18 protein-coding genes are annotated in these 23,421 nt (G+C 64.3%); 11 read left to right on the forward strand and 7 right to left on the reverse strand.

The window, feature by feature from the left end; genetic code table 11:
• The 3 genes from AAF184_17055 to AAF184_17065 all read right to left on the reverse strand — a co-directional run.
• Nucleotides 1–654 (reverse strand): MFS transporter (locus AAF184_17055; GenBank protein MEO0424049.1); only part of this gene is annotated, 654 nt, incomplete at its 3' end.
• A 296-nt stretch (nt 655–950) separates the two neighbouring features.
• On the reverse strand, nt 951–2,054 hold the full coding sequence (locus AAF184_17060; GenBank protein ID MEO0424050.1) for a hypothetical protein: 1,104 nt from the start codon (nt 2,052–2,054) through the stop codon (nt 951–953).
• A 240-nt stretch (nt 2,055–2,294) separates the two neighbouring features.
• Entirely contained in the window at nt 2,295–4,934 is a 2,640-nt protein-coding gene (locus AAF184_17065) for a serine/threonine-protein kinase (protein MEO0424051.1), read from the reverse strand.
• A gap of 84 nt (nt 4,935–5,018) precedes the next feature.
• On the opposite strand from AAF184_17065, the gene AAF184_17070 reads away from it, so the two are divergent.
• A complete protein-coding gene (locus AAF184_17070; protein MEO0424052.1) occupies nt 5,019–5,573 on the forward strand; it encodes a sigma-70 family RNA polymerase sigma factor in 555 nt (184 codons plus the stop codon).
• A gap of 42 nt (nt 5,574–5,615) precedes the next feature.
• On the opposite strand, the gene AAF184_17075 is transcribed toward AAF184_17070, so the two are convergent.
• Nucleotides 5,616–8,273 carry a thiol-activated cytolysin family protein gene (locus AAF184_17075; GenBank protein ID MEO0424053.1) on the reverse strand — a complete coding sequence of 886 codons (2,658 nt, stop codon included), beginning with the start codon at nt 8,271–8,273 and terminating at the stop codon, nt 5,616–5,618.
• Nucleotides 8,274–8,622: 349 nt separating this feature from the next.
• Between AAF184_17075 and AAF184_17080 the strand changes: the two genes are divergently transcribed.
• From AAF184_17080 to AAF184_17105, 6 genes are all read left to right on the forward strand, one after another.
• The gene (locus AAF184_17080) at nt 8,623–11,508 is read left to right on the forward strand and encodes a pitrilysin family protein (GenBank protein ID MEO0424054.1); all 2,886 of its coding nucleotides are present in this window, start codon (nt 8,623–8,625) and stop codon (nt 11,506–11,508) included.
• Nucleotides 11,509–11,584: 76 nt separating this feature from the next.
• Complete coding sequence (locus tag AAF184_17085) at nt 11,585–11,734, forward strand: hypothetical protein (GenBank protein MEO0424055.1); 150 nt, start codon at nt 11,585–11,587, stop codon at nt 11,732–11,734.
• 72 nt (nt 11,735–11,806) lie between these two features.
• Entirely contained in the window at nt 11,807–12,169 is a 363-nt protein-coding gene (locus tag AAF184_17090; GenBank protein MEO0424056.1) for a VOC family protein, read from the forward strand.
• Nucleotides 12,170–12,325: 156 nt separating this feature from the next.
• Nucleotides 12,326–12,544, forward strand: a complete 219-nt coding sequence (locus tag AAF184_17095; GenBank protein MEO0424057.1) for a hypothetical protein — start codon at nt 12,326–12,328, stop codon at nt 12,542–12,544.
• A 10-nt stretch (nt 12,545–12,554) separates the two neighbouring features.
• Nucleotides 12,555–13,028, forward strand: a complete 474-nt coding sequence (locus AAF184_17100; GenBank protein MEO0424058.1) for a GNAT family N-acetyltransferase — start codon at nt 12,555–12,557, stop codon at nt 13,026–13,028.
• Between the two features lie 190 nt (nt 13,029–13,218).
• Complete coding sequence (locus AAF184_17105; protein MEO0424059.1) at nt 13,219–15,330, forward strand: EAL domain-containing protein; 2,112 nt, start codon at nt 13,219–13,221, stop codon at nt 15,328–15,330.
• 52 nt (nt 15,331–15,382) lie between these two features.
• On the opposite strand, the gene AAF184_17110 is transcribed toward AAF184_17105, so the two are convergent.
• From AAF184_17110 to AAF184_17120, 3 genes are read right to left on the reverse strand one after another with little or no spacing between them, the layout of a single operon-like run.
• The gene (locus tag AAF184_17110) at nt 15,383–17,773 is read right to left on the reverse strand and encodes a serine/threonine-protein kinase (GenBank protein MEO0424060.1); all 2,391 of its coding nucleotides are present in this window, start codon (nt 17,771–17,773) and stop codon (nt 15,383–15,385) included.
• Between the two features lie 4 nt (nt 17,774–17,777).
• Nucleotides 17,778–18,449 carry a sigma-70 family RNA polymerase sigma factor gene (locus tag AAF184_17115; protein ID MEO0424061.1) on the reverse strand — a complete coding sequence of 224 codons (672 nt, stop codon included), beginning with the start codon at nt 18,447–18,449 and terminating at the stop codon, nt 17,778–17,780.
• Nucleotides 18,446–20,758 (reverse strand): hypothetical protein, encoded by a 2,313-nt coding sequence (locus AAF184_17120; GenBank protein MEO0424062.1) that lies wholly within the window; start codon nt 20,756–20,758, stop codon nt 18,446–18,448. Before AAF184_17120 ends, AAF184_17115 begins: the two co-directional genes overlap by 4 nt.
• Nucleotides 20,759–20,992: 234 nt before the next feature.
• Between AAF184_17120 and AAF184_17125 the strand changes: the two genes are divergently transcribed.
• From AAF184_17125 to AAF184_17140, 4 genes are all read left to right on the forward strand, one after another.
• Nucleotides 20,993–21,367, forward strand: coding sequence for a hypothetical protein (locus AAF184_17125; GenBank protein MEO0424063.1), 375 nt, complete (start codon nt 20,993–20,995; stop codon nt 21,365–21,367).
• Nucleotides 21,364–21,672, forward strand: a complete 309-nt coding sequence (locus AAF184_17130) for an NIPSNAP family protein (GenBank protein ID MEO0424064.1) — start codon at nt 21,364–21,366, stop codon at nt 21,670–21,672. The genes AAF184_17125 and AAF184_17130 overlap by 4 nt, the downstream gene beginning before the upstream one ends.
• A 142-nt stretch (nt 21,673–21,814) precedes the next feature.
• Nucleotides 21,815–22,681 carry a hypothetical protein gene (locus tag AAF184_17135; GenBank protein MEO0424065.1) on the forward strand — a complete coding sequence of 289 codons (867 nt, stop codon included), beginning with the start codon at nt 21,815–21,817 and terminating at the stop codon, nt 22,679–22,681.
• Nucleotides 22,682–22,730: 49 nt separating this feature from the next.
• Nucleotides 22,731–23,369, forward strand: coding sequence for a DUF4253 domain-containing protein (locus AAF184_17140; GenBank protein ID MEO0424066.1), 639 nt, complete (start codon nt 22,731–22,733; stop codon nt 23,367–23,369).
• The last annotated feature ends 52 nt before the right edge of the window (nt 23,370–23,421 follow it).

A 23,421-nucleotide genomic window follows, 5' to 3' on the forward strand; every position in this document is an offset into this window, starting at 1 on the left:
CAGGCCCAGCACCATGCCGATGCCCGCGGCGCCGAAGCCGTACTTCCAGCCGAAGGCCTCACCGAGCCAGCCGCAGAGCAGGGTGGCGGTGAAGGAGCCGATGTTGATGCCCATGTAGAAGATGGTGAAGCCCGCGTCGCGACGCGAGTCGCCCTGCGCGTAGAGCTTGCCGACGATGGTGGAGATGTTCGGCTTCAAGAAGCCGACGCCCGCCACGATCAGGGCGAGGGCCATGTAGAAGACCTTCAGCGCGCCGGTGTCGCGGATGGTGATGTCTTCGGCCAGCGTGGTGCCTGCCGCGAGGACGGTGCCATCGGCGAGGGTGAGCGCGTCCTGGAGGATGGTCCCCGCCGCGTAGAACACGGCTTGGTGGCCCTCCACCGCCATCAGCAAGTGCCCGAGCGACAGGAGGATGCCGCCGAAGACCACCGCCTTGCGCATGCCGAGGTAGCGGTCGGCCAGGAGGCCCCCGATGACGGGCAGGGCGTACACGAGACCCGCATAGGCGCCGAGGACGTCGAGGCCCGCGCCGTCGCTGAACAGGTGGTACTTGGTGAGGTACAGGAGCAGGAGGTACTTCATCCCGTAGAAGGAGAAGCGTTCCCAGAGCTCGGTGGCGAAGCACACGTAGAGGCCCTTGGGATGGCCGAACAGGGTGTCGCTCTCGTCGTATGGGGCGACGCCCGCGACGTCAGTGGTGGTGGCGCTGCTCACAGGCCCTCCTGAAGTGTGATTCTTATGATTGCCTTGCGCTGACCAGCACCCAGCGCCGTCCCCTCTAGGACCGCGCTCCCAGCGCCGGCGTTCCCCCTACGCACGGCACGCAAGAATCGCCGTTGGTACCCGACCGGGGCCGCTCAGTCAAATTGCGGCAGCGCGGGAGGGGCTTGGTCAGATGCCGCCAACCGCTTCATCGGGCCTGCGAGATCTCGGAGCAAACGCCGCCCAGTTCACTGGGGCTTTTCATCCTTGCCGCCTCTTCGCAGGCGCTCCAACACGGACATCGCCCCTTCCTTCAGCGCATTGCCCGTGGCGTCCGCATCGGTTGGAACGAGACTGAGCTCGCGCACCACGGCGTTGACAGATTCACCGAGGGCGCCCCACAGCCCAGCGGCTTGCAGGGACGCCTTGTACTCGAACTGCCGGTCGTTCAAGCGCATGCTGAATTCGAGGGGGAACTCGCCATCGAAGCCGTTGACATAGCGCACGAAGGGGTCCGACACGAGCTGCGTCAGAGGACCCGTGTCCTGCGGGATGGCCACCTCCAACCGATGAAAGTCCAGGCGCCAGTCCATGTCGATGTCCGCGCCACCGCTCAGCGCCCATTGGTCATCCACGTACACATCCACCACGCCGCTGCTGAACCAGGACAAGATCCCGCCACTGGCAGCACCCAGGCTGGCCACCGGCAAGCCAGTGGCACGCCATTGCGTCTCACGCCCCTCCCCCGGGGTTTTCCTGCTCGCAAGACTGAACGGCGCATTGGCGATATGGCCGGAGCCGTTGGAGCGGAACAGGATGTCGAATAGCGCCATGCGCGAACGCAGGGGAGCACTGGACAACGTATCCACGCGTACCGCCAGCGTGTAGGCGTTGCCGTCGCCGTTGGTGCCGGACACGGCGACGTCCGCATCGAACAGGGCAAGCTGATGGATCACGAAGTCCCGTCGCGGCTTCTCGATCTGCGCCTCACCCGCACCGTCGTCTTCTGCCGGCGCTGGCGCCTTGACCACCCAGCCGGTGAGCCCCGTCACGGCCGCGGTCTCGAACGTGGCGGTGGTGAGAAACGATGTCATACGCAAGTCGACAGTCACTTCCTCGACGCTCAGATCGAAGGTCGAGATGGGGTGGGTCGCGCGAGCGAACTGACAGTCCCGCAGGGCAAGCTTGCCGGAGAAGAGCGAGCCGTCTATTCCCTCGCAGTCCGCCGTGACGCCGCTGCGCTGCTCCAGGACACCGAAGACATGGCGCACGGCACTCTCAAAGAAGAAACTGTTGACGATCCAGAGCAGCGCCAACAACAGCACGGCGAGCGCGGCGAGGACAATGGCCACCGAGCGCGCGAGGCGACTTCGCCCTATACGCTCCGCGCCCTGGCGTTTAAAACCGATGACATCTACTAATAGGGCAATAAGCCCAGCAAAGAAATCGACAACCATTAAGACGAATGGGGCGAGGGCCGCATAGACCACTCCCCCAAAAACCAACAACAATGCCTCCATGCGCAATCAGTCTTCGTCATCTAACGGGCGTCCATATTCGCACCCGGGGACGGGGCACACCAAGCAGCGCTCCTACTCGGTGGCCGCCGCCTTGCGCTGCGCGGTGATCGCCTCGCGCACCCTCGCCGCCTCATCGTAGCGGGCTGCCTGCGCGTACAGCTCGGCGAGAGCTTCCCCAGCAGCAATCGTCCCGGCGTCACCCGGCCGCACCTCGCTGAGCTGCGCAAAGGACTCGGCAAGCGACGCCTGAGCAACATCTGCAGCCCCTAGGTCACGCTGCGCGATCCCCACCACGGCGCCGGCTTGGGCAATCAACCAGTGCCCCTCTGGCAGGGACGCCTGCCCCGCGCGCAGGGCGGCCTGCGCCCGCGCGAGGGCCGCGTCGGGTTTGCCCGCATCGGTCAGCAGGCGCGCGTAAGCCACCGAGACCGATGCGAGGTACGGACTGTCCTCCCCGAGCACCTCGGCGTAAATGTCGACCACCTCGGCGAACCCCGACTGCGCCGCGGAGAGATCTCCCCGCTTATGCTGCAGCACGCTGAGCTGATGCAGGTTGTAGCCCGTATCGAAGGTGCGCCGACCGCGGGTGCGCGCAGAGTGGGCGACCGCCCGCTGCAGGTACCGCTCCGCCTCCTCCAGCTGCCCCGTCTCGCGGTAGAGACTGCCGAGCTGCACCATGGCGTTGTCGAGGGCCGGGTGATCGGGGCCGTAAGCCTTGGGCTCGAGCTCCAGCACCTCCAGATAGAGCTGCTCCGCCTCGGCGTACTTGCGCTGATCCACTAACGCTGAAGCAAGATTGAAGAGTGTCAGGGAGTACTTCGCGTTGGTTGGTGCCACTCGCGCTTCGATGATCTTCACCGCCTCGCGCAGTAGCTGCTCCGCCTCGGCGTAGTCACCCAACAGCTGCCTGGTAGACCCTAGCCCCATCAGGGTGACACCGTACGCCTCGCTGCTTTGCTCGCCGAGCTGCCTGTAGCGCTCGAGGGCTGCTCGCAGATAAGCCTCGGCGCTGGGGAAGTCGCCTTGACGCTTATACACATCGCCTAAGCTACTGAAGTAATGCGCCAGATCAAGGCTACCGGCCGGACTCAGCTGTTCCTCGAGCGCGACGGCTTCAAGGTAGTGCTCGATCGCCGAGTCGAACTCACGCTTCTCCCCGTACGCGGCGCCTAGACCGGCAAGGGCTCGAGCCACGCCACGACGATCTCCTAACGATTCATATAGCTCTCGGGCCTCCGTGTGCCGGGCCAGGGCGGCATCTGGCTCACCCAGTGATTCATAGACCTCGCCGAGCGAGGTCAGCAACGCCGCTCGGATGTCCGGTTGGTCCGCCAGCGTGCGTTCGAGGCGCTCGGCCCCCGCATCCACCACCGCGCGCGCAGAGACGTTGACGCCCCTCTGTTCGGGGTTGGGAGCGGCGAAGATCTCGGTCATGAAGTTGGCGACGCTCTGCGCCCTGCGCGCTTCGAGCTGGGCCCGGTCTCGCTCGAGAGTCACCGTGTGCGTGTGGTAGGCGATCGCGCCGGCGAGCCCCAGCGTGCCGAGCAGCCCGCCGCTCACCGCCAGCGCATGACGGCGAAGGAACTTCTGCAGGACATAGGCCCAACGCCGGTCGCGCGCCGCAACGGGGGCACCATCCAGATAGCGCAGCAGATCATCGGATAGGGCCTGCACCGAGCTGTATCGCTCCCCGGGCTGCTTGCGCAGGGCCTTTATCACGATAGCGTCGACATCGCCGCGGAGGCTTACCGGTTCTGGGTGACCGTCCTGCGGACTGCGGCGGCGGACGCTGGGCCGCTGGGGATCGGCCTCGCAGATCATGGTTTCGCGCTCGCTGGCGCGAAGGCCAGCCGTCGAATAGGGCCGAAGGCCTGTGGTAAGCAGATAGAGCAGCACACCTAAGGAGTACACGTCACTGCTCGTGGTGATGGGCTGCCCCAACACCTGTTCGGGGCTGGCGAAATCCGGCGTCATGGCGCGCGCCGATGCCTCGGTGGCATCGCCGGCCCCATCGTCGATCGGCTTGGCGATGCCGAAGTCGAGGAGCTTTGCTTGGCCCTCGCGCGTCACCAAGATATTGGAGGGCTTGAGGTCGCGATGCACCACGAGGTTGCGGTGGGCGAACTCCACAGCGCTGCATACCTCACGGAACAGGCTGATCCGTGCGCGCAGGGAAAGTGCCTGCTCCGTGCAGTAGGTGTCGATAGGCACGCCATCGACGTACTCCATCACCAGGTAGGGCGTACCGTCGCCCATGCTGCCACCGTCGAGCACCCGGGCGATGCCGGGGGAGTCGAGGCGTGCCAGCAGGCGCCGCTCGGCGTCGAAGCGGCGTAGATCCTCCTCGCTGCGAAAGCCCGCTCGCATTAGTTTGATCGCCACGCGCTGCTCGAAGGTGCCGTCCGCACGCTCCCCCAGGAACACATCCCCCATACCGCCGTGGGCAAGGTGCTCGGTGATGCGATAGCTGCCCACCAGCGCACCGAGTCGGCCCGCCACGTGGGCGTCGGCGAACTCGCCGAGCAGGGACTGAACGCCACCGGTGATCGATTCGTCCTGCGGGTCTTCGGCACGAAGCAGCTCCGAGAGCTCCGTGGCCAGTGCCGGCTCCTCCCGAGCAATCGCCGCCAAACGCGCCTGCTGACGCAGGGGTGGCAGCTCACTGAGTTCGCGGAAATACGCTTTCAGGGTCGACCATTGCGATATCTGCATGTTGTAGGTCCTGGCTGAGCGCTCACTCGCCTGTTCTAATGTTCATTCAGGCGGCGTGTCCGCCAGCGTGAGCGCGACTGACTCGTGGACGATACACCGGACATCACCCGCTTGCTGGCGAGTTGGCAAGGAGGCGACGCGGCCGCCTTCGAGGCCCTCTCGCCCATCGTCTACGACGAACTGCGGCGCATTGCCGGACGACTCATGCGGGGGGAGGCCGAGGGCCATTCGCTGCAAGCTACCGCCCTGGTGAACGAGGCCTTCCTGTCCTTGCTCGCCGGCAACGCCAGCGTCAATGATCGCCAGCACTTCTTCTCCCTCGCAGCACGCATCATGCGACGCGCCCTGGTGGACCACGCGCGCAGCAAATCCCGCCAGAAACGCGGCGGCGAGATGCAGCGGCTGACGCTGAAGACCTCTGCGCAAAGCGACGGCGGCCAGAGCCTCGACGTGCTGGAACTCGATGACGCCCTCACTCGCCTGGGGGAGAAAGATCCGACGCTGGTGCAGGCGGTTGAGCTCATCTACTTCGGTGGCCTCTCATATGAGGACACGGCCGCAGAGCTAGGCCTGTCCCGCACGGTGCTCGTGGACGAGCTGAAGTTCGCCAAGGCTTGGCTGCGTCGCGCCATGAGTTGAGGAGACTGGCTGACACTGCAGCCAGCCCCCCCAGGAGCGCCGTTACTCGCCGCGCGCAAGACCCACGTACACGCTATTGGTCACCGCGTTGGAGAGCCACAGCACGTCGTCGCGACCATCCCCGTTCACGTCCCCAACCCGTAGCGTGTACTGGGACCAGTCCTCGGCCGGCGCCAGCACCTGAGATACGCGCGTGAAGGTGAACTCCGATCCGCCGGCGATGGCTAGACCCACACCTATCGAGTTACTCAGGCTGTTGCCGTAACCCTTATCGTTGATCAGCAGATCATCGGCGCCGTTGCCGTCGACGTCGGCGAGGTACACGTCCGGCGCCCACTCGGCCAAGCCACCGCTCGCCTGACCGCTTGCCAGCGGTCCGAACAGATCGCGAATCGCCACATCTTCCGGGTTGCGGTTGCGAAACTTGAAGGTGTGTGGATCCAGCACCGTGGCGGCGCCCCCCGCCGACACTCCAGCCCCTTCGCCGATGAAGATAGACAGGGAATCCCAAGTACCTAGGGTACGTGGCTCGACGATGTCGGCCCGCCCATCGCCCGTCGCATCTCCCACGAGCCCGGTGAAGCGACTCCAGTTGCCTACCAGGTCCTGAAAACGCACGCCGACGAGGCCGGTGGACGACCCCATCGCGAACCAACGGCGGTTGTCCGTGGCCGAGAGGATCTGCCAGGCGATGTCGTCGTAGCCGTCGCCGTTGAAGTCGGCGACGTAGGTGAAATCGTAGTTCGAGAAGTTCTGGCCGATGTCCACGAAAGGCTGGAGTTCGAACAACGGATCCGTTCGCAGATCGAAGCCTGGCGCCGTGGTGTCGACCGCGGTGGCGGTGTAGGTGCGGTTGATGCTGTCGCTGTTGGGCACGTTGTTGAACACGAGGTCCGTGCCGCGCTGCGCGTCCATCTGGCCGGCGTAGGCCGCGTAGTTCTCCCACCCGCCAGCGGTGGAGAGCAGTTGCGGCGCCGAGTAGACGAACTCTCGTCCATCATCCCCCTTGACGAACGCAACGAAGACGGTGTTGCGACCGTTACCGAGGAGACTGAACACGATGTCCAGCCTGCCGTCCGCATCCACATCTTGCAGCTGAACCGTGAAGTTCCCCAGCTCGCCGTTCACTGCCTCGTGCTCGCCCAGCACCAGGGGCTCGAAGGTACCGTCACCGTTAGCGAAGGCCACAGCCACCTCACCGCGCGCCGACGTGCCGGTGGCCGCCCAGACGATGTCCTCGCCGTTGCGACCGTCCAGGTCACCGACTAGCACCTGCTGGCCGGCGGCGCTGAATTGCGGATCGAAACTCAGCTTGTTGGAGAAGGCGAAGGTCGCGTCGCCACCAAGCTTGTCGAGGCAGGTAGTGCGATTGTAGGAGGTCAGCTCCTGCACCACCGCCGGCACATTGTCGCTTACGCTGCGCAGCTCGAAGGAGATCGGTACGGCGTCCGCCGCGGTCACGGGCACGCCGAAGTACTGCGTCCAGTCGTTGGACTGAAGCATGGCCGCGGTGGCTTCCGCAGACCCGCCAAGGTAGGACAGGGTCAGGCGCGACTCCTCACGCACGGTCTGCGAGCGCGCCGCTGCATCACCACTCACCTCACCGCCCGGGAAGTTGTACTTGAACTCGAAGGCGGCACGCATCTCCTCCTCGCTGTAGTTGGAAGTCATCGTCGAGGTTAGGATACGTCCATAGGTGACGCGGGCGACGTAGGCGGGCACGTTGTCCTCGCCCATGGTGCCGATGTCGACCTGCTCCTGCAGAAGGTCGGCAGTGAACGCTTCGCTGAACCAGCCCGCCGGCGTCTGCGGCGCAGAGATATCGACGGTATAGAGTGTTTCGCGGAAGACAGCGGCAACGGAATTCTCCGTGCTCTCCTGACTGAAACTCCCGGACGCACTGCCAGAGAAACCGAAGTAGCGGCCCGAGAAGCCCGCCCGCAGGGCCCGCTGGCGTTCGTTGCGATAGGTCTCGACCCGCAAATTGCCCTGAGCGTTGATGCAATCGGCGTCGAGGCGCTCAGCTTCAGAGATGATGTCGGCAACCGCGCTATTCACGGCGGCCAGGGTCGGTTGCACCTCACGGAAGTTGTTCGGGATGTTGCAAGCCGCGATGGTCACGGTCACGGGCGTGCGCTGGGCGACGTTGATGGGCAGGATGTCGCCCGCCGTAGCGCCGTCGCGCAAGGATTCGCCTACCACCAGGGCACCCGGGTAGAGCACGTTGGTGGGTGGTGAGAACATCACGTATTCCTCGGGCGTGCTGTAGAAGTCCACCTTCTCGGTGGTGCACACCTTGAGGTTGTTGTTTGGATCTACGACCTCCTCGAGGTTGGCGGCCTCGTCCACGTCGACGATCTCGACACCCTCACCCGCCTCGTCCAGGGACTTGGGCGCGAAGTCACCCCAGGCCTTCAGGCTGTTGAAGAAGACGTCCGGGGCCTGCCCCTGATCGGCGTTGCCGTCGCTGCTGTCGTCGTCATCCCCGGGGGTGTCTCCGCCGCCGCCCGTGTCGCCCGTGTCGCCCGTGTCGCCCGTGTCGCCCGTGTCGCCCGTGTCGCCCGTGTCGCCCGCGTCGCCCGCGTCGCCCGTGGGTGGCTGGGTAGGCGCATCGCCGCCACCCCCTCCATCGCCGCCCCCGCAAGCACCGAGCGCCATCGTGAGCATGAGGATGGCCAGATATCGCGCGTAAGTTGTCATAACAAGATCCTTCTGCCGTTGTTCCCGGCGGTATGTGTTGGTCTCATCATGGGAAGCGGCGAAGCAGGGGCGAGAGGTCGGAGATATTCTCGGAGGGGGAGTGGAGGTGCCCCTGTTGATTTTGCCTGGCAAAGCCAAATCGGCGTCAAACGGCGGTAACGGCGACCTAAGCGCCCCCTCGGGCATCAGATCCAGGCGCGAAATTGATTACAATCGCCGGCGGCGCCTCGCGACGCCTAGCCGCAGACGCGGCCCCCGCAACCGCCGGGGCGCACCCGAACACCCCCCGAAGCCTCGGCCGGGCGACGACGCCTGTAACCACCGACGGCCGGACGCGAAGGAGATCGTCATGCCTACCCCGCTCCCCCTACGCCCCGCACGCCTAGGCGCGCTGCTGACGCTCAGCGTTGCCCTGTTGCTCAGCGTTCCATTGGCGAGCGCGCAGGACACGGCCAGCGAGAACCGGGTGTTCGACTTGCCCTACACCATGCGCGATCTGCCGAACGGTCTGCGCGTGATAGTGGTGCCCACGGACTACCCCGACATCGTCTCGCTGCAGATTCCCGTGCAGACCGGCTCACGCAACGAGGTGGAGGAAGGCAAGTCCGGCTTCGCCCACTTCTTCGAACACATGATGTTCCGCGGCACGGAGACGTTCAGCGCCGAGGCCTACGGCGCCATCCTCAAGAACGCCGGCGCCGACCAGAACGCCTACACCACCGACGACTACACCAACTACCACATCACCTTCACCAAGGCAGACCTCGAGAAGGTGCTGGAGATCGAGGCCGATCGCTTCGCTAACCTCCTCTACACGGAGGAGCAGTTCCGCACGGAAGCCCTGGCCGTGAAGGGCGAGTACCTGAAGAACTTCTCCAACCCCGTGCAGGGCCTCTACGAGCGCATCCGCGACCTCGCCTTCGACGTGCACACCTACAAGCACACCACCATGGGCTTCCTGCGTGACATCGAGATCATGCCGGACCAGCTCGAGTACTCGCGGGTGTTCTTCGATCGTTGGTACCGTCCCGAAAAGACCACGATCATCCTGGTCGGCGACCTCGAGGTGGAGCCGACCTTGGCCCTCGTCGAGAAGTACTGGGGCGCCTGGGAGCGCGGCGACTACGACGTGCCCGTGCCCGCCGAGCCGGCCCCGTCCGGCACCCGGGTCGCGCACGTGGAGTGGCAGGCACCGACCCAACCCTGGCTCGCCATCGGTTTCCGCGGCCCAGCCTTCGACGCCGACGCGTCCGCCATGCCGTCACTCGGCGTGATCCAGCAGATCTACCTGAGCGACTCCTCGGACGTTTACCGCGAGCTGGTGCTCGAGAAGCAACTCGTCGATCAGCTGTTCGGCTACTTCCCGGACCGCAAGGACCCCAACCTGCTGCTCATCGGCGCTCGCCTGGCCAAGCCCGAGGCCGCCGAAGAGGTCCGTAAGGCACTGCTCGACACCCTGGCCCGCGCGCGTACGGAGCTGATCCCCGCCGAGAAGCTCGAGGCCACCAAGTCCCGCCTCAAGTACAGCTTCGTCGCGCAGATGGACAACTCGGACTCCATCGCCGAGATCCTCGCCAACTACGTGCACTTCGAACGCACGCCGGAGACCATCAACCGCCTGTACCGCAGCTACGACGCGCTCACGCCCGAGGAACTGCGCGCCCAGGCCGACGCCTACTTCACCGACGCCGCCATGGTGCAGGTGACCCTCTCCAACGATGAGGCCATGGCGCACCTAGGCCCCATCCCCTCCATCGACGAGGTAGCCGCAGCCGCCAGCGCCGAGATCAACCTGGTGCAACTACCCTCGGCCAGCTCGCCGCTGGTCGACGTATCCCTCGTCTTCAGCACTGGCGCCGCCAGCGATTCGCAGGGCCACAAGGGCATCGCCAACCTCACCGCGCAGATGCTCACCGACGCCGGCTCCGCCTCGCGCACGATCACCGAGATCAACGATGCCCTGTTCCCCATGGCCGCCAGCTTCAACGCCCAGGTGGACAAGGAGATGGTGCGCCTCTCGGGCAGCGTGCATAAGGACAACCTGGAGGCGTGGCTCGACATCGTCATCGAGCAGGTCACACACCCCGGCTGGCGCGAGAGCGACTTCGAACGCATCCGCACCCAGACCGTGAACGCGCTCAAGACCGACCTCATCGGCAACAACGACGAGGAACTCGGCAAGGAGATGCTGTACCGCTACGTGTACGGCGACGCCCACCCCTACGGCGCCCCCACCCTCGGCCTCGTGGCCGATCTTGAAGCGACCACCCTGGAAGATGTGAAGGCGTTCTACGCCGCGCACTTCACCCTGGAGAACCTAACGCTCGGCCTAGCCGGCGGATACGACGAGACGCTGGTCACCCACCTCAGCAAGACCCTCGCCGATGGCCTCCCGCGCGCCACTGCTGAGCCGCTCGCCGCCTTGCCGGAGATTCCGGCCATCGACGGTCACCAGGCGGTGATCATCGAGAAGGAGACGCCCGCCGTGGCCGTGTCCTTCGGCGCGCCCATCAACCTCGTGCGCGGCGACGACGACTGGGTGGCCCTGTGGCTGGTGCGCTCCTGGCTCGGCGAGCACCGCAGCTCCAACAGCCACCTCTACAACCGCATCCGCGAGACCCGCGGCATGAACTACGGGGACTACGCCTACATCGAGTACTTCCCCCGCGGCATGTACCAGTTCCACCCGGACGCCAACCTCGGCCGGCGCTCCCAGCTGTTCCAGGTATGGCTACGCCCCCTGCGCAACAACAACGATGCGCACTTCGCCACCCGTGTGGCCATGCACGAGCTTTCGCAGCTGCTCGAGCTCGGCATGAACGAAGAGGACTTCGAGGCCACGCGCAACTACCTGCAGAAGTTCGTGAGCTTGCTGGTGAAGACTCAGTCGCGCCAGCTCGGCTACGGCGTCGACAGCCAGTACTACGAGACCGATGACTTCGTCACCTACGTGCGTGAGGGTCTCGCTAAGCTCACGCTGGCCGATGTGAACCGGGTGATCGATGAGCACCTGCAAATCGATAACCTCAAGTACGTGTTCATCACCAAGGATGCGGCCGACCTCAAGGCGCGTCTGGCGGGGGATCTGCCGTCACCGATCGAGTACAACTCGCCGAAGCCGGAGTTGGCCGCGGAGGATGCGGTGATCTCGGTGATGCCCCTTGGCTTTGAGGAAGGCGATCTAACCGTGGTGCCGGTGGACCAGGTGTTCGCCGGCGGCGACGCGCGGCGCTAGGCGCTCAAGCGGTTCGACCGGCGCTCGGTCGAACCGCCTCACCACGGCGGACCGTGGTTCAGACGGGAGCTCGATGATGATGATGAGAACACTCTGGCCGCTCCTGTGCTTGCTCGTGGCGATGGTGCTCTACGTGGCGGGGTCCGCTACCGGGGCGATAACCCTGCTGGTGGTGGGTGCGGGCTTCGAGATCGCGTTCTGGCTAGGGTTGTTGAATCGCAAGTAGTCGGACCGCCATCGGGCCCGTAGGGCCAGGCACGCGCTACCCTGCTCTCACACGACTCGAAAGGGCACAGGCATGACACTTGATCACATGGTGGTGCTGCTGTCGGATCTGGAGCACGGCATCGGCTTCTACGATCGCCTGCTACCGGCCATCGGATTCGAGAAGCTGCGCGCTCACGTGTTCAGGAACGGCGATGGATTTCACCTCGACTTCCGGCCCGCGAAAGAGCCCGAACGTGGCTACCATCGTTATGCCCCGGGCCTGAATCACCTGGGCTTCACGGCGCAGAACCGCGAAGAGATCGAACGGGTGGCGCAGTGGATGGTGGACGGCGGCTTTGAGGTTCCAGCCATTCAAGCCTTCGACGATGGGAGCGCCATCTTTTTTCGCGACGCCGACGGCATGCGAGTGGAAATCGGCGCCTACGACCCATGAGATTACGTTGGCACGCTAACCTACCGGCGGCGTCCCGCATCCAAGGTGGGTGAGCGACGACCGAAGGAGAGGCACCATATGCCGCAAGATCAATCGAAGACCCCCAGAAACCCACCGCGATCCGTCGCTCGACGCCTGCTGAACGCGACATGTGCGATGACGATCATCGGCGCCGTCGTATTCATCGTGGTGTTGGGGATGAACTTCATCGCCCTCGCCGCCGTGGCGGTGGCGCTGGTGGCGATCGGGGTGCCTGTCGCACCGGCGAGCGACTCACTCGTGGAGGTGATCTCGGGCGTCGTGCAAGCACTGGTCGACGGCCTCAGCGCTGTGGTCGAGGGTATCTCAAGCGCCATCTCGGGCATCTTCGGCTGAGGGTGGCACATTGCAGGAGGCGCTGAACCTTCGCGTGCGCGAGGACGACCTGACGTCAGCCGACGTCCAACAACTCATCGCCGAACACCTGCAAGGGATGCAGGGCAACTCCCCACCGGGTCACGTCAACGCCCTCGCCATCAACGCTCTACGCACGCCCAACATCACCTTCTGGACGGCCTGGCTCGAGGGCGCCCTATGCGGTTGCGGCGCCCTCAAACAGCTTCGCCCGGACGCCGGCGAGGTGAAGTCGATGAGAACGCGGCCCCAGTATCTGCGCCGCGGGGTCGCCCAGCGAGTACTCGATACGATGACCGATGAAGCCCAGCGTCGTGGCTATCGAGCGCTCTACCTCGAGACGGGCACTGGCGAGGCCTTCGAAGCCGCTCATGGCTTCTACCTACGCAATGGATTTACGTGGTGCGCTTCCTTTGGCGAGTACACAGCTACGGATTTCAACGTTTTCATGGTCAAGCACCTGTAGGGAAGTGAGCGACCGCCTCGGCCTTATTTTACCATTCGCAACTTAGCTTCCTCGCTAATCTATGTGATCCACTTCCCCATCCAACGCCAGCGAATTGGATTATGTGCAGGAACCCCTAAATCCCATCGCCCGCCAGCCGATACCCGAATTGCTGCAGTCGTAGAGACAGCACCAGAACAAGGCGCCGTGCATGCAGGGGAGCGAAGCAGACAATCACCTGGAGTGGCTCAACAGTATTGGGGCCGCCACGTTCGTCATTAGCACAGACAGGAAGGTGATCTTCTGGAACGACGCGTGCGAGGTGATGACGGGAATCAAGTCGTCTCAAGTGCTCAACACCGGTGAACATTGGCGCGGGTTCTACGAATCAGCACGCCCCTGCCTCGCCGATATGGTGCTGGACCAGGACTGGGCGCAGAAATCAGATCTCTACGATCACGTGCAGCGGGCCTCGAGTCGAAGGCGAGGCCTGGTGGCACGCAACTGGTGCCACACCCCTGCCGGCAAGAAGTTCCTGATCTTCGAAGCCACCGCCATCTACGATGACGACGGCGACATCTACGGCGTCATCGAGACCCTGAGCGACGCCACAAACCTCAAAATCATGGAGGAGAAGCTGCAGGTTTTCTCTCGGGCCATCTCGAATTCATCGAGCGCCATCGTGATCCAGGAACCCGACGGACGCATCGAGTTCGTCAACCCGAAGTACCTGGAGATCACGGGCTACTCCTACGAAGAGGTGATCGACCGAAGCATCGCCGACATCAGACGCCTGGTGAACATCAGCGAGGAGAGAATCCGCGAAAGCATCTGGGAGTCCGGGGAGTGGAAGGGAGAACTGCAATGCAGGCGCAAGGATGGCTCGCTGTATTGGGACCGATGCTCCATCTCTTCGGTGTTGGACGAGAGCGACGAGATCTGTCACCTCGTTGGGGTACACGAAGACGTCACCCACGAGTACGAACTGACAGCGCAGCTCAACTATGAAGCCAGCCATGACCCGCTGACCGGCCTGCACAACCGCCGAGAATTCGAGCGTCAGGCCACGCTACTTCTATCGGAGCGAACCTCACCCCGTGCGCGTTCTCACTGCCTGTGCTTTATCGACCTCGATCACTTCAAGGTGGTCAATGACTCGTGCGGCCACGCTGCTGGAGACGAGCTGTTGCGGCAGGTCGCTCAGCTGCTCAACAAGACGACGCGCAAGACCGATACGGTGGCGCGATTGGGAGGCGATGAGTTCGCGATCATTCTGGACAACAGCGAGCTGAGGAATGCCCTGCGGGTAACGCAGAGCCTGATCAAGGCGATCCAAGAGTTCCGCTTCTTTCACGAAGAGAAGAGCTTCAAGATTGGCTTCAGCATCGGTGTCGTGGAGTTCGACAACACCGTTGCAAACCTGCAAGAGTTGCTCAGAAACGCCGATGCCGCCTGCTACGCTGCGAAGGACTTGGGCAGGAACAGGGTCCACGTCTATCAGGAAGACAACGAAGAGCTCGCGAAACGCCACGGGGAGATGCGGTGGATAACCCGCATCCACGACGCATTGGAGAACGACGGCTTCAGGCTATACGTGCAGCGAATCGAATCGCTGACCTCGCCGCAAGACCTCCATCACGAAGTACTGATCCGCATGCGAGACCCGCAGGCCGGTGATCTGCCGCCAGGCGCGTTCCTCCCCGCCGCGGAACGCTACCAGTTGGTGTCCAGCATCGATCGCTGGGTGGTGGATGAGGTGTTCCGAGTGCTCGAGGACAACCAGGCGCTGTGCGACAGCGTCGGCCAAGTATCGATCAACCTGTCCGGGCACTCGATCGGTGACGCTACGTTCCATGACTACCTTGCAGCGAAGTTCGAGCAGTCCGCCATTCCGGGTGGGAAGTTCTGCTTCGAAATCACGGAAACAGCGTCGATCTCAAAGCTGGATCTCGCTCGGGAGTTGATCGAGCGACTCAAACGCCACGGCTGCCACTTCGCCCTCGATGACTTCGGCTCCGGCTTGTCCTCGTTCGGTTACCTCAAGCACCTGCCCGTCGACATCCTCAAGATCGATGGCGTGTTCATCCGGGATATCGCGCACGACGAAGTGGATTTGGCGATGGTGAAATCGATTCACAGCGTCGCCCAGATCCTCAACCTGAAAACGACTGCCGAATTCGTTGAGGACGAGGCCACGAAGGCGCTACTGGCCGAGGTGGGGATCGACTCCGTGCAGGGCTACGGCATCGGCAAGCCGTTCCCTATCGAGCAACTCATCGCGTTTCATTCGGCTGATGTGAGCGGAGCTCTTCGAGGCAGTTGATCGTGGGCGGCGACACCAGGCGACCGGGTTGGTGGGAAGAACAACCGTGGCGCTATGATCCGGCCCGCTCACCTGCTTGCACCGCCGGCAGCCCTACGGCGTCCGCCTCACGGTCCCGCCCCATAAACCGCAGCAGATCCACGTAGCTATCCCGTACCAGGCGGGTCTCCGGGTGGTCCGCCCCAAGCGCCGTGTCGCGCAGGGCCAGGGCGCGAAGGTAGAACGCTTCGGACTCCTCTAACCGCCCTTGCGTGCGCCGCAACTCGCCGTAGTCGTGTAACAGCCCGGCGACCAGATGACTGCCCGGCCCATGGGAGGCCTCCATGATCTCGAGTGCGCGTGCAAACATCGCCTCGCAATCCTCGAGATTCTCCATCTGGCAGTACAGAATCCCAACGTTGTGCGTAATGAACCCCGTCTCTGGGTGCCCTTCGCCCAACGCGGTCCGCGCCAGCGTGAGGGCGCGCCCCATCACTTCCTGGGCTCGGTCGTACTGCGCCATATCGCCTAAGAGGTTGCCGAAGTTGTTCAGCGTCGTAATCAGGATGGGATGGTCGGGCCCCAGGGCCGACTCCTTTGCCACCACGGAGCGTTCGTAGAGCGCCAGGGCCTCCTCGTAGTTCCCCAACCGCTTGTACACCACGGCCAGGTTACCGAGGAGTTTGCCCAGACTCGGATCGTCCGGAGCCACGGCATCCCTTAGAATGTCGTACGCTCGCAAGTAACGGTCACGGGCGCCCTCGAAATCGCCAAGGCTCTTGTCGAGAATCGCCAGGTTGTTCAGCAGCTGACCAACCCTGCGGTGGCGCGGGCCCAGCGCCTGCTCCTGGATGCTCACCACGCGCAGCATGATCTCCCTTGCCGCTTCGTAGTCGCCGGTGCGGAAGTGCAGCTTGGCGAGGAGATTCAGCTTGTCCGTCAAATCGACGTGATCGCCACCCAGCAGTTCGCGACTGAGGGCGACTGACTCGCTCACCAGTGCGCCCGCCTCCTCGTACAACCCCATTCCCTCGTAAACATCGCCTATCGTGAAGAGCAGCCTTGCGCGTAGCTCAGGACGGTCGGCCAGGTCCTGGCGGATTCGCTCAGCACCGGCGTGCAACACCTCCTCAGCCGTGATCGTCCGACCTCGGGCCTTGTCGGGGTCGGCCAGTTCGAAGGAGCCCACCAGAAATCCGGTCACCTCCTCAGCAGCTTCACGCTCACGTTGGGCGATGTCACGTTCGCGCGCAGCGATATCGCGCTGCTCGGCGAGGCGATAGGTGTAGGCGCTCACGGTGGCGCCGACCGTGATCAGCACGGCGCTGGCCACGGTGAGGGCAAGGCGGTGGCGAGAGATGAATTTACGGGTTCGATAGGCAAGCGTGGCGGGCTGGGCACTAACGGCCCTGCCTTCCAGGTATCGCTTCACGTCGGAGGAGAGATGGGCGACGGAGGCGTACCGGCGCCGGGGCTCCTTGCGCAGTGCCATGCGCACGACGTTCTCGAGGTCGTTCTCGATGGTGCCTGCCATGCGAGCGGGCTCGTCGAGGCAGATGGCACGTTCGAGATCCTGCGGCCTCTCGCCCACGTTCTCGTAGGGGGAACGCTGGGTGAGCAGCCGATACAGCAAGACCCCTAAGGAGTAGACGTCAGAAGCGGTTGTGATCGGCTCACCACGCACCTGCTCCGGACTCGCGTACTCAGGGGTGAGCAGGCGCATGGCAGAGACCGTCTCCACGGCCGGTCCTGTCGCGGGCGAGGGCTCCAGCAGCTTGGCGATCCCGAAATCGAGCAGCTTCGGGCTGTTGTCGTCATCGACCAAGATGTTGCCCGGCTTGATGTCGCGGTGGACGATCAGATGTCGGTGGGCGTGCTCCAGCGCCGAGCAGATCTGCAGGAACAGGGTGAGGACGGCGCGCATATCCAGGCCGCGTTCGCGGCAATAGCGGTCTACGGGCAGCCCCTCCACGTACTCCATCACCACGTACGGCGTGCCATCCTCCGTGGTGCCCGCATCGAGTAGACGCGCTATGTTGGGATGGTCGAGGGTGGCGAGGATGCGGCGCTCGGCCTCGAAACGCTCGAGAACCTGACGGCCGGGCAACTCGCGAACGAGCTTGATCGCCACCTGCTTCTCGTACCGCCCGTCCGCGCGCACCGCGAGCCACACGGTGCCCATGCCGCCGTGGCCGAGCTCGCGCAGGACGCGGTAGGGCCCCAACTGTCGACCGCTGATCGTCTCCGCTGCGAGGGTGGCTGCCGCGTCCGCCACCACCTCGTCGATGGCCTCGTCAGCCCCATGCTCATGAACAAGAAGAGACTCCAGTTCCGCACGCAGTGCCGAGTCACCGTCACAGGCCTCGTCCAGGTAGCGTGCGCGGTCTTCGACGGGCACAGCGACCGCGCCTGCGAACAAGGTCTTGAGGCGTTTCAGGCGTGCGATTTCCGCCTCATCGCTCATGGCATCAGCGACTGAGCTCGCGCTTCAGCCACACCTTGGCAAAGCGCAACTCCCGATCGATCGTACTGGTGGAGAGGCCCGTCACCTTCGCCATCTCGGCAAAGGTAAGCCCGGCGAAGACGTTCAGCTCGATAAGCTCCCCTTGTCGCGGATCCAGGGCAGCGAGGCGCGATATGGCGGCATCGAGATCCAGCAGACGTACGTCACTGGAAGGTGATGGCACGAGTTCTTCGTTGAGGGTGACGGCCGGCTGGCCGCCACCGCGTTTCTGAGCGCTGCGCGCCTCGGCGTGGGTGGCGAGGATCCGGCGCATCATTCTGGCGGCCAAAGCGAAGAAGTGCGCCCGATCCTGCCAGTCGATGGAGGCGTCGACCAGCCGCAGATACGCCTCATTCACCAACGCCGTAGGTTGCAGGGTGTGGTTGGCGCGCTCGCCCCGAAACTGCCGCGCCGCAAGACGCTTCAGTTCGTCGTGCACCAGAGGCGTCAACGTCTCCAGGGCCGCCTTGTCGCCGGCGCGCCATTCCTGAAGCAATTGCGTCACGTCGCTCGCGGCCATGGCCGCATTATGGCGGCGGGTCGCCACCGCGACCAGCAGCCCCGCGAGCACCAGACGGCGATGCCCGTCGGCGGGAGGAGGCAGCGCCCCTCCCGCCACAGCGGCAGTCGTGCTCACGGACAGCCGTTCGGTACACCGCTCGGGCCCGGTGCGTCGCGCAACATGCCGACCACCGCGAGCACATCGGCGAAGGTCACCACGCCATTGCCGTCGAGGTCACGATCGGGATCCGGCGTGCCGCGCGCCGCCAGGGCGCTGCGTACGTCGGGAACGGTGACGCGGCAGTCCTGATCGAAGTCGCCGTCACAGACGTTGCCGAAGCCGTCGCCGTCCGTATCGCGCTGGTCAGCGTTGGCCATAAGGGTGCAGTTATCGTCGGTATCGACGAGGCCGTCGCCATCACTGTCCTGGGCGACTTCCCCCAGCACGGTGAGGGGCGTGCCGGGCACGTCTTCGAATCCCGCCAAGGCCCTCGGTCCACCGCCCATCACATCGCCCTCGAAGGGCTCCGCCATCAGACTGGTGCGGAAGGCCGCGAAGTCCAGATCGAAGTCGATGCCCGCCACGCCCAGGCTGTCGATCAGGAAGCCCGCGGCACTCAGCGTTAGATAGGCATTCTGCCAGCCGAAGGAGGTGATCGGGATCGTCTGATTATCGAAGCTGTTGTTACGCACGGTGTAGCGCGGGGTGACCGTGAAGCCGCCTTCCGGCTGTTGAACCTGCACCGTTCCATTGAGACCTGGACCGTTGCTGGCCGCGTCCAGCGTCCACGCCGTCACTTCCATCCAGGGATCGTCCGCCGACGCGCGCACCAGCACCGGACGATCGAATTGCAGATCGACCTCGAGATTCGGCTCGAAGCGCAGGGTCTGGTCGTAGCCGAGCCACAGCACCAGGTCACTGTCGAGGGAGTTCGCCTCGAGGCTCAGGAGATCGCCTGGCAGATCGAGTTCCTTGGAGAACGGGCTGGACGCACCACCGGCCGGGCCGAAGGCGGTGGTGATGAGACCATCGAGGTCCAGTTCGAAGCGGGCGTAGTCGCCGTCGAGGGTGGTGTCGTCGCCGACAAAGTCCTCCAGAGCGATGCCCTCGTCCGGGTTGAAGTTGAGCGCTTCGCGGAACTTGCTTGGGGCGGTGTTGGTGAGCGAGCCATCAGCACCGAGCTCGTTGATCAGAACGGGTGCTGGCGTCAGATCGAGGAGGTCCACGACGCCGCCGTTGAAGTCCTCGGGCACCGGCGTGTTCAGCTGCGGCACGCGGAAGTTGAGTTCGATCACATCGGTGAACAGAGGCGGATTGGGGAAGCCGCAGACGTTGTCCTCCAGCACCGGCAGGTCCGGGCAGGTGAAGGGGTTGGTGATGTTGACGCCGATGTTCGCGCCCGGCGGCGGCGGATCGATGCCCCAGGCCAGGCCCGGCAAGCCCTCTGGTGCGTAGGGCACCTCGTCCAGGACGCGCAGTTCGAAGCCGTCGGCGAGGCCGACGCGCAGACCGATGATCTCGCCGATGAGGCGGTCGTCCTCGTCGATCCAGTCCGCGTTGAGGTCGCCGGTGTCGATATCGATGAGACGGTTCGAGCCGTACACTTGCTCGCCCGTGGTCGCGTCCATGTTCGCCCACTCCAGGTCGAGGAGCGTCTTCACTTTGGCGAAGTAGCGCAGCTGGCCCGCCATGGCCGGGTAGCGCGAGTCCATGTTGGAGGCCGGGTCCGGCGTGTGCCAGGCGCTGAGGGTGACCACCTCGCCCGCCTGCGCCGCATCGCGATCGCTGGCCACGCGGCCGGTGGTGCGGTAGTCCACGTTGAGCAGGCCGCCGTCGTTGGTGGCCACCTCGAGTTCCACGCCAGCGCGGACTTCCGCTTCGTAGCTCACCAGCAGACCCACATCGAAGGGTTGATCGACCCCTTCCGTGGGGCGCGGACCGATGCCGACGCCAATGTCGATGTCGTAGGAGACGGACTCGCTCACGGGGAAATCGAGGAACCCGTTGCAGCCCGGTGGATCATTACCACCCAAGGCGCAACAGGTGACGGTGACGCTGCCCCGAGCACGGCCGGTCTCGCAGGCGGACTGATTCGGTCGCACGGTCGCGTTGGTGCAGTTAGCGGGGGTATTGACCGTGTAGCTCTGGGCCGTGCAGGTGTCGATGGCCTCCTGCCAGGCTTCCTGGAGCACCTCCACGGGGACTTCCTGGTCGATGTTGATGATGGCCCCCTCCTGGGTGGGGCCGGCTGTCTGGTCGATTATGTCCAGCAGGGTGATGGTGGTGTTGTCCTGCTGGTCGATGAAGATGGGCTGGTCCGAGGTTTCGAAGCGTAGAGCGTCGGCTACTTCTGTTTGTTGGGCCGGTGCCGCGAGGGGCAGCAGCACGGCCGCCACGAGCAGGACAGCGGCCCGCAACCGGGTGGTGGGCGTTTGGGCGAACATAGGGCTCCTCCGGAGTTAGGTGTCTCTCAGAGGGAAGCCGGAAGGGCTGATCTTTTTGCCCAACCTCGGGCAGACGGCGCGGACGCAGCTAGCGCAGGGCCCTGAGGGTCGGGGATTTCTCGAGATAGGCGCTGCTGAGCTTCGCCTGCGCCCCATCGCTTAAGATGGCATTGGGAAGTGATGGTGTTCAATAGTGAGGTGGCAACGCCTTTACGGATACGGAGGAGGCGTGTAGTGCATCATCCGACCCTGAATATCCGCTTGCAGTCCGTCGTCGTCGCGACAGTGCTCGGCATCGCGATCACCGCGCCATCGCATGCGGCAGACACGATCGACTATCGGGAGATCATCAAAGACGCACCAGTCGCCGCCATCTCAGACGTCCAGGCCGAGGAGTTTGGCGTCCCCGCTACGGCTCGGTGGTGGCGCTTGGTGGATGTCGACGTCGAGCTGTTTCTCGATGAGCCCGATGGCCTTCAGCGGCTCTTCTCCCCGCTGCCGGATCTCACGTACTTCCTGCGCCACCGCTTCCACGAGGATCACGGCCCCGCCACCCAACGCGCGCCTGGCGCTTTCTTCGCACGAGCGGCATGGAGCCACAGACCATGATCACCTGCTACCTCCGCTACACCATCGACCCCTCGAGGCTCGCCGAGTTCGAACACTACGCCCGCCTCTGGATCCCCCTCGTCGAACGCTTCGGCGGCACCCACCACGGCTACTTCCTCCCCAAGGAAAGCGCCAACGACCTGGCCGTGGCCATGTTCACCTTCCCCTCCCTCGCCGCCTACGAGGACTACCGCACGAAGTCCGAGTCAGATCCGGAGTGCCAGGCCGCCTTCGCATACGCCGAGGAGACTGGCTGCATCATCCGCTACGAACGCCAGTTCCTCCGCCCCATCTTTGGCAGCTGACCGCCGAGCGCTCGCCATCCAGACCAGCATCTCTTGCGCTGAAACCCTCCCTGCCCTGACCAACATCGACTTCTCTGGTAGCAGCGACATCAGCCCCCGGAGCGGATAAGCTCTGCCTGAACCAAAGACCTCCGGTGACCGTGTGAAGATCTCGAACTGGCTGCTGACCCTAGGACTGGCGATAGGCATGTGCGCGACAGCAGCGGCCACCGACCGGGACATCACCCTCGGCGACCGCATCATTACGATCCCAGCACCCGAGGGGTTCACGGCGCTCCTGCCGAGCATGGAGCCCTACTACACGACCATCGGCGCCTACGTCGGCCCAGGCAACATCCGCTTCGCCACCTTCGTCACCACGGAGGCGGGGGAAGCGCTGGCAGCGGGAGATGAGTCCTACGAACTCGATCGCTACGTCAACGTGGAAACCGAGACGGGCATCAGCACCGCCTCTGTCTCCCGGGCCGGCTTCGCCGAGCTGCGCGAGACCGTGCGAACGCAGATCGAGGAACTCTACGCGAACACGCTCGTGCAGCTCCCGGAGCTGGCAGCGGCCGGCGACAAGACCGTGAGCGAGGCGTTCTCGGCTGACATCGAGATGGAAGTGGGCAGCGTGGTGCCCCTGCCCACCCACCTCGACACGGACGAAATGATGGCCCATTCCATCTACATGACCGTGGGGGCGGCCCTGAACGGCGAGGACGTGGGCACCGACACGCTGGCGGCCACCACCCTGTTCCTTCATGTAAAGGACAAGGTGCTGTTTCTCTACGCGTACGGCGCGAAGTCGGACCTTGCATGGACCCGGGAGAAGACCGTCGAGTGGGCCCGCGACATCATCGCTGCGAACCCACTGAATGCGGAGGAGCAGGCCGCGGTCGACGCCCCCGCCACCAGCGGTATTGACTGGGGGCGGGTGTCGGGGCGTGCCCTCATCGGCGGCCTCGCGGGTTTCGTCATCGGACTGTTTTCGTTCCTCATGAATCGACGAAAGAAGGCGGATGGGTGATACAGAATCAACGGCTCTCGCTAGGCACTGCTGATCCTTGGAGACCCTCTTGCGCCTTCTTGTACTACTCGCGTCCCTGCTGCCCGCGGCCTGCGGTGACGGCACTGCGGAACTCACCGAAGCGGAACGATCGCTGGTCGAGACGCTACAGTTCGATGCTGAACTCATGGCGAGTATCAGAGCAAAGGGTCAGTCCTTCGAGCAGCTCCAAGGTGAATCCGCCGATTGGGAAGCGTATCCGGCAGCCGGTCTGACGGTCACCACGAAACCCGCCAAGGGCCGCGCGACCCTGCGGCGCATCCGCAAGCTCCTGGAAGGCTCAGACTACACAGCCTACCTCCACAACGTAGAGTTCGGTAACGGCCCGGATACCATCGCGATCCTCAAAGGCGGTGACCCCTATGACTACTTGGCGCTGGTGCGCACCAACGGCATCAACTACGACCTCACCCATGAGACCGTGCTCGAACGCTATCGCGAGTGGGACGAACGCTACGGCTTCAGGCTGACCGGCGCCGGCCGGGACTGGCTGGACGCAACGTTCACCCAACCGCCGGAAGACTGGCTTGCCTTCGCGCAGGAAGTCGACGAGTTTTGCCCAGACCTTGTGGACCAGGGTACCGGCGATGTGGCCGCCCTCGCGAAGGAGATGCGCCGCGCTAACTCGCTCTATCTTTGGTGGGACTAAGCAGGATAGTCAGCTAGCGGCGATGGTCAGCCCGGCGCCGTCGCAGATCAGG

It is taken from the genome of Pseudomonadota bacterium, from assembly GCA_039815145.1.
GTDB lineage: Bacteria > Pseudomonadota > Gammaproteobacteria > Steroidobacterales > JBCBZW01 > JBCBZW01.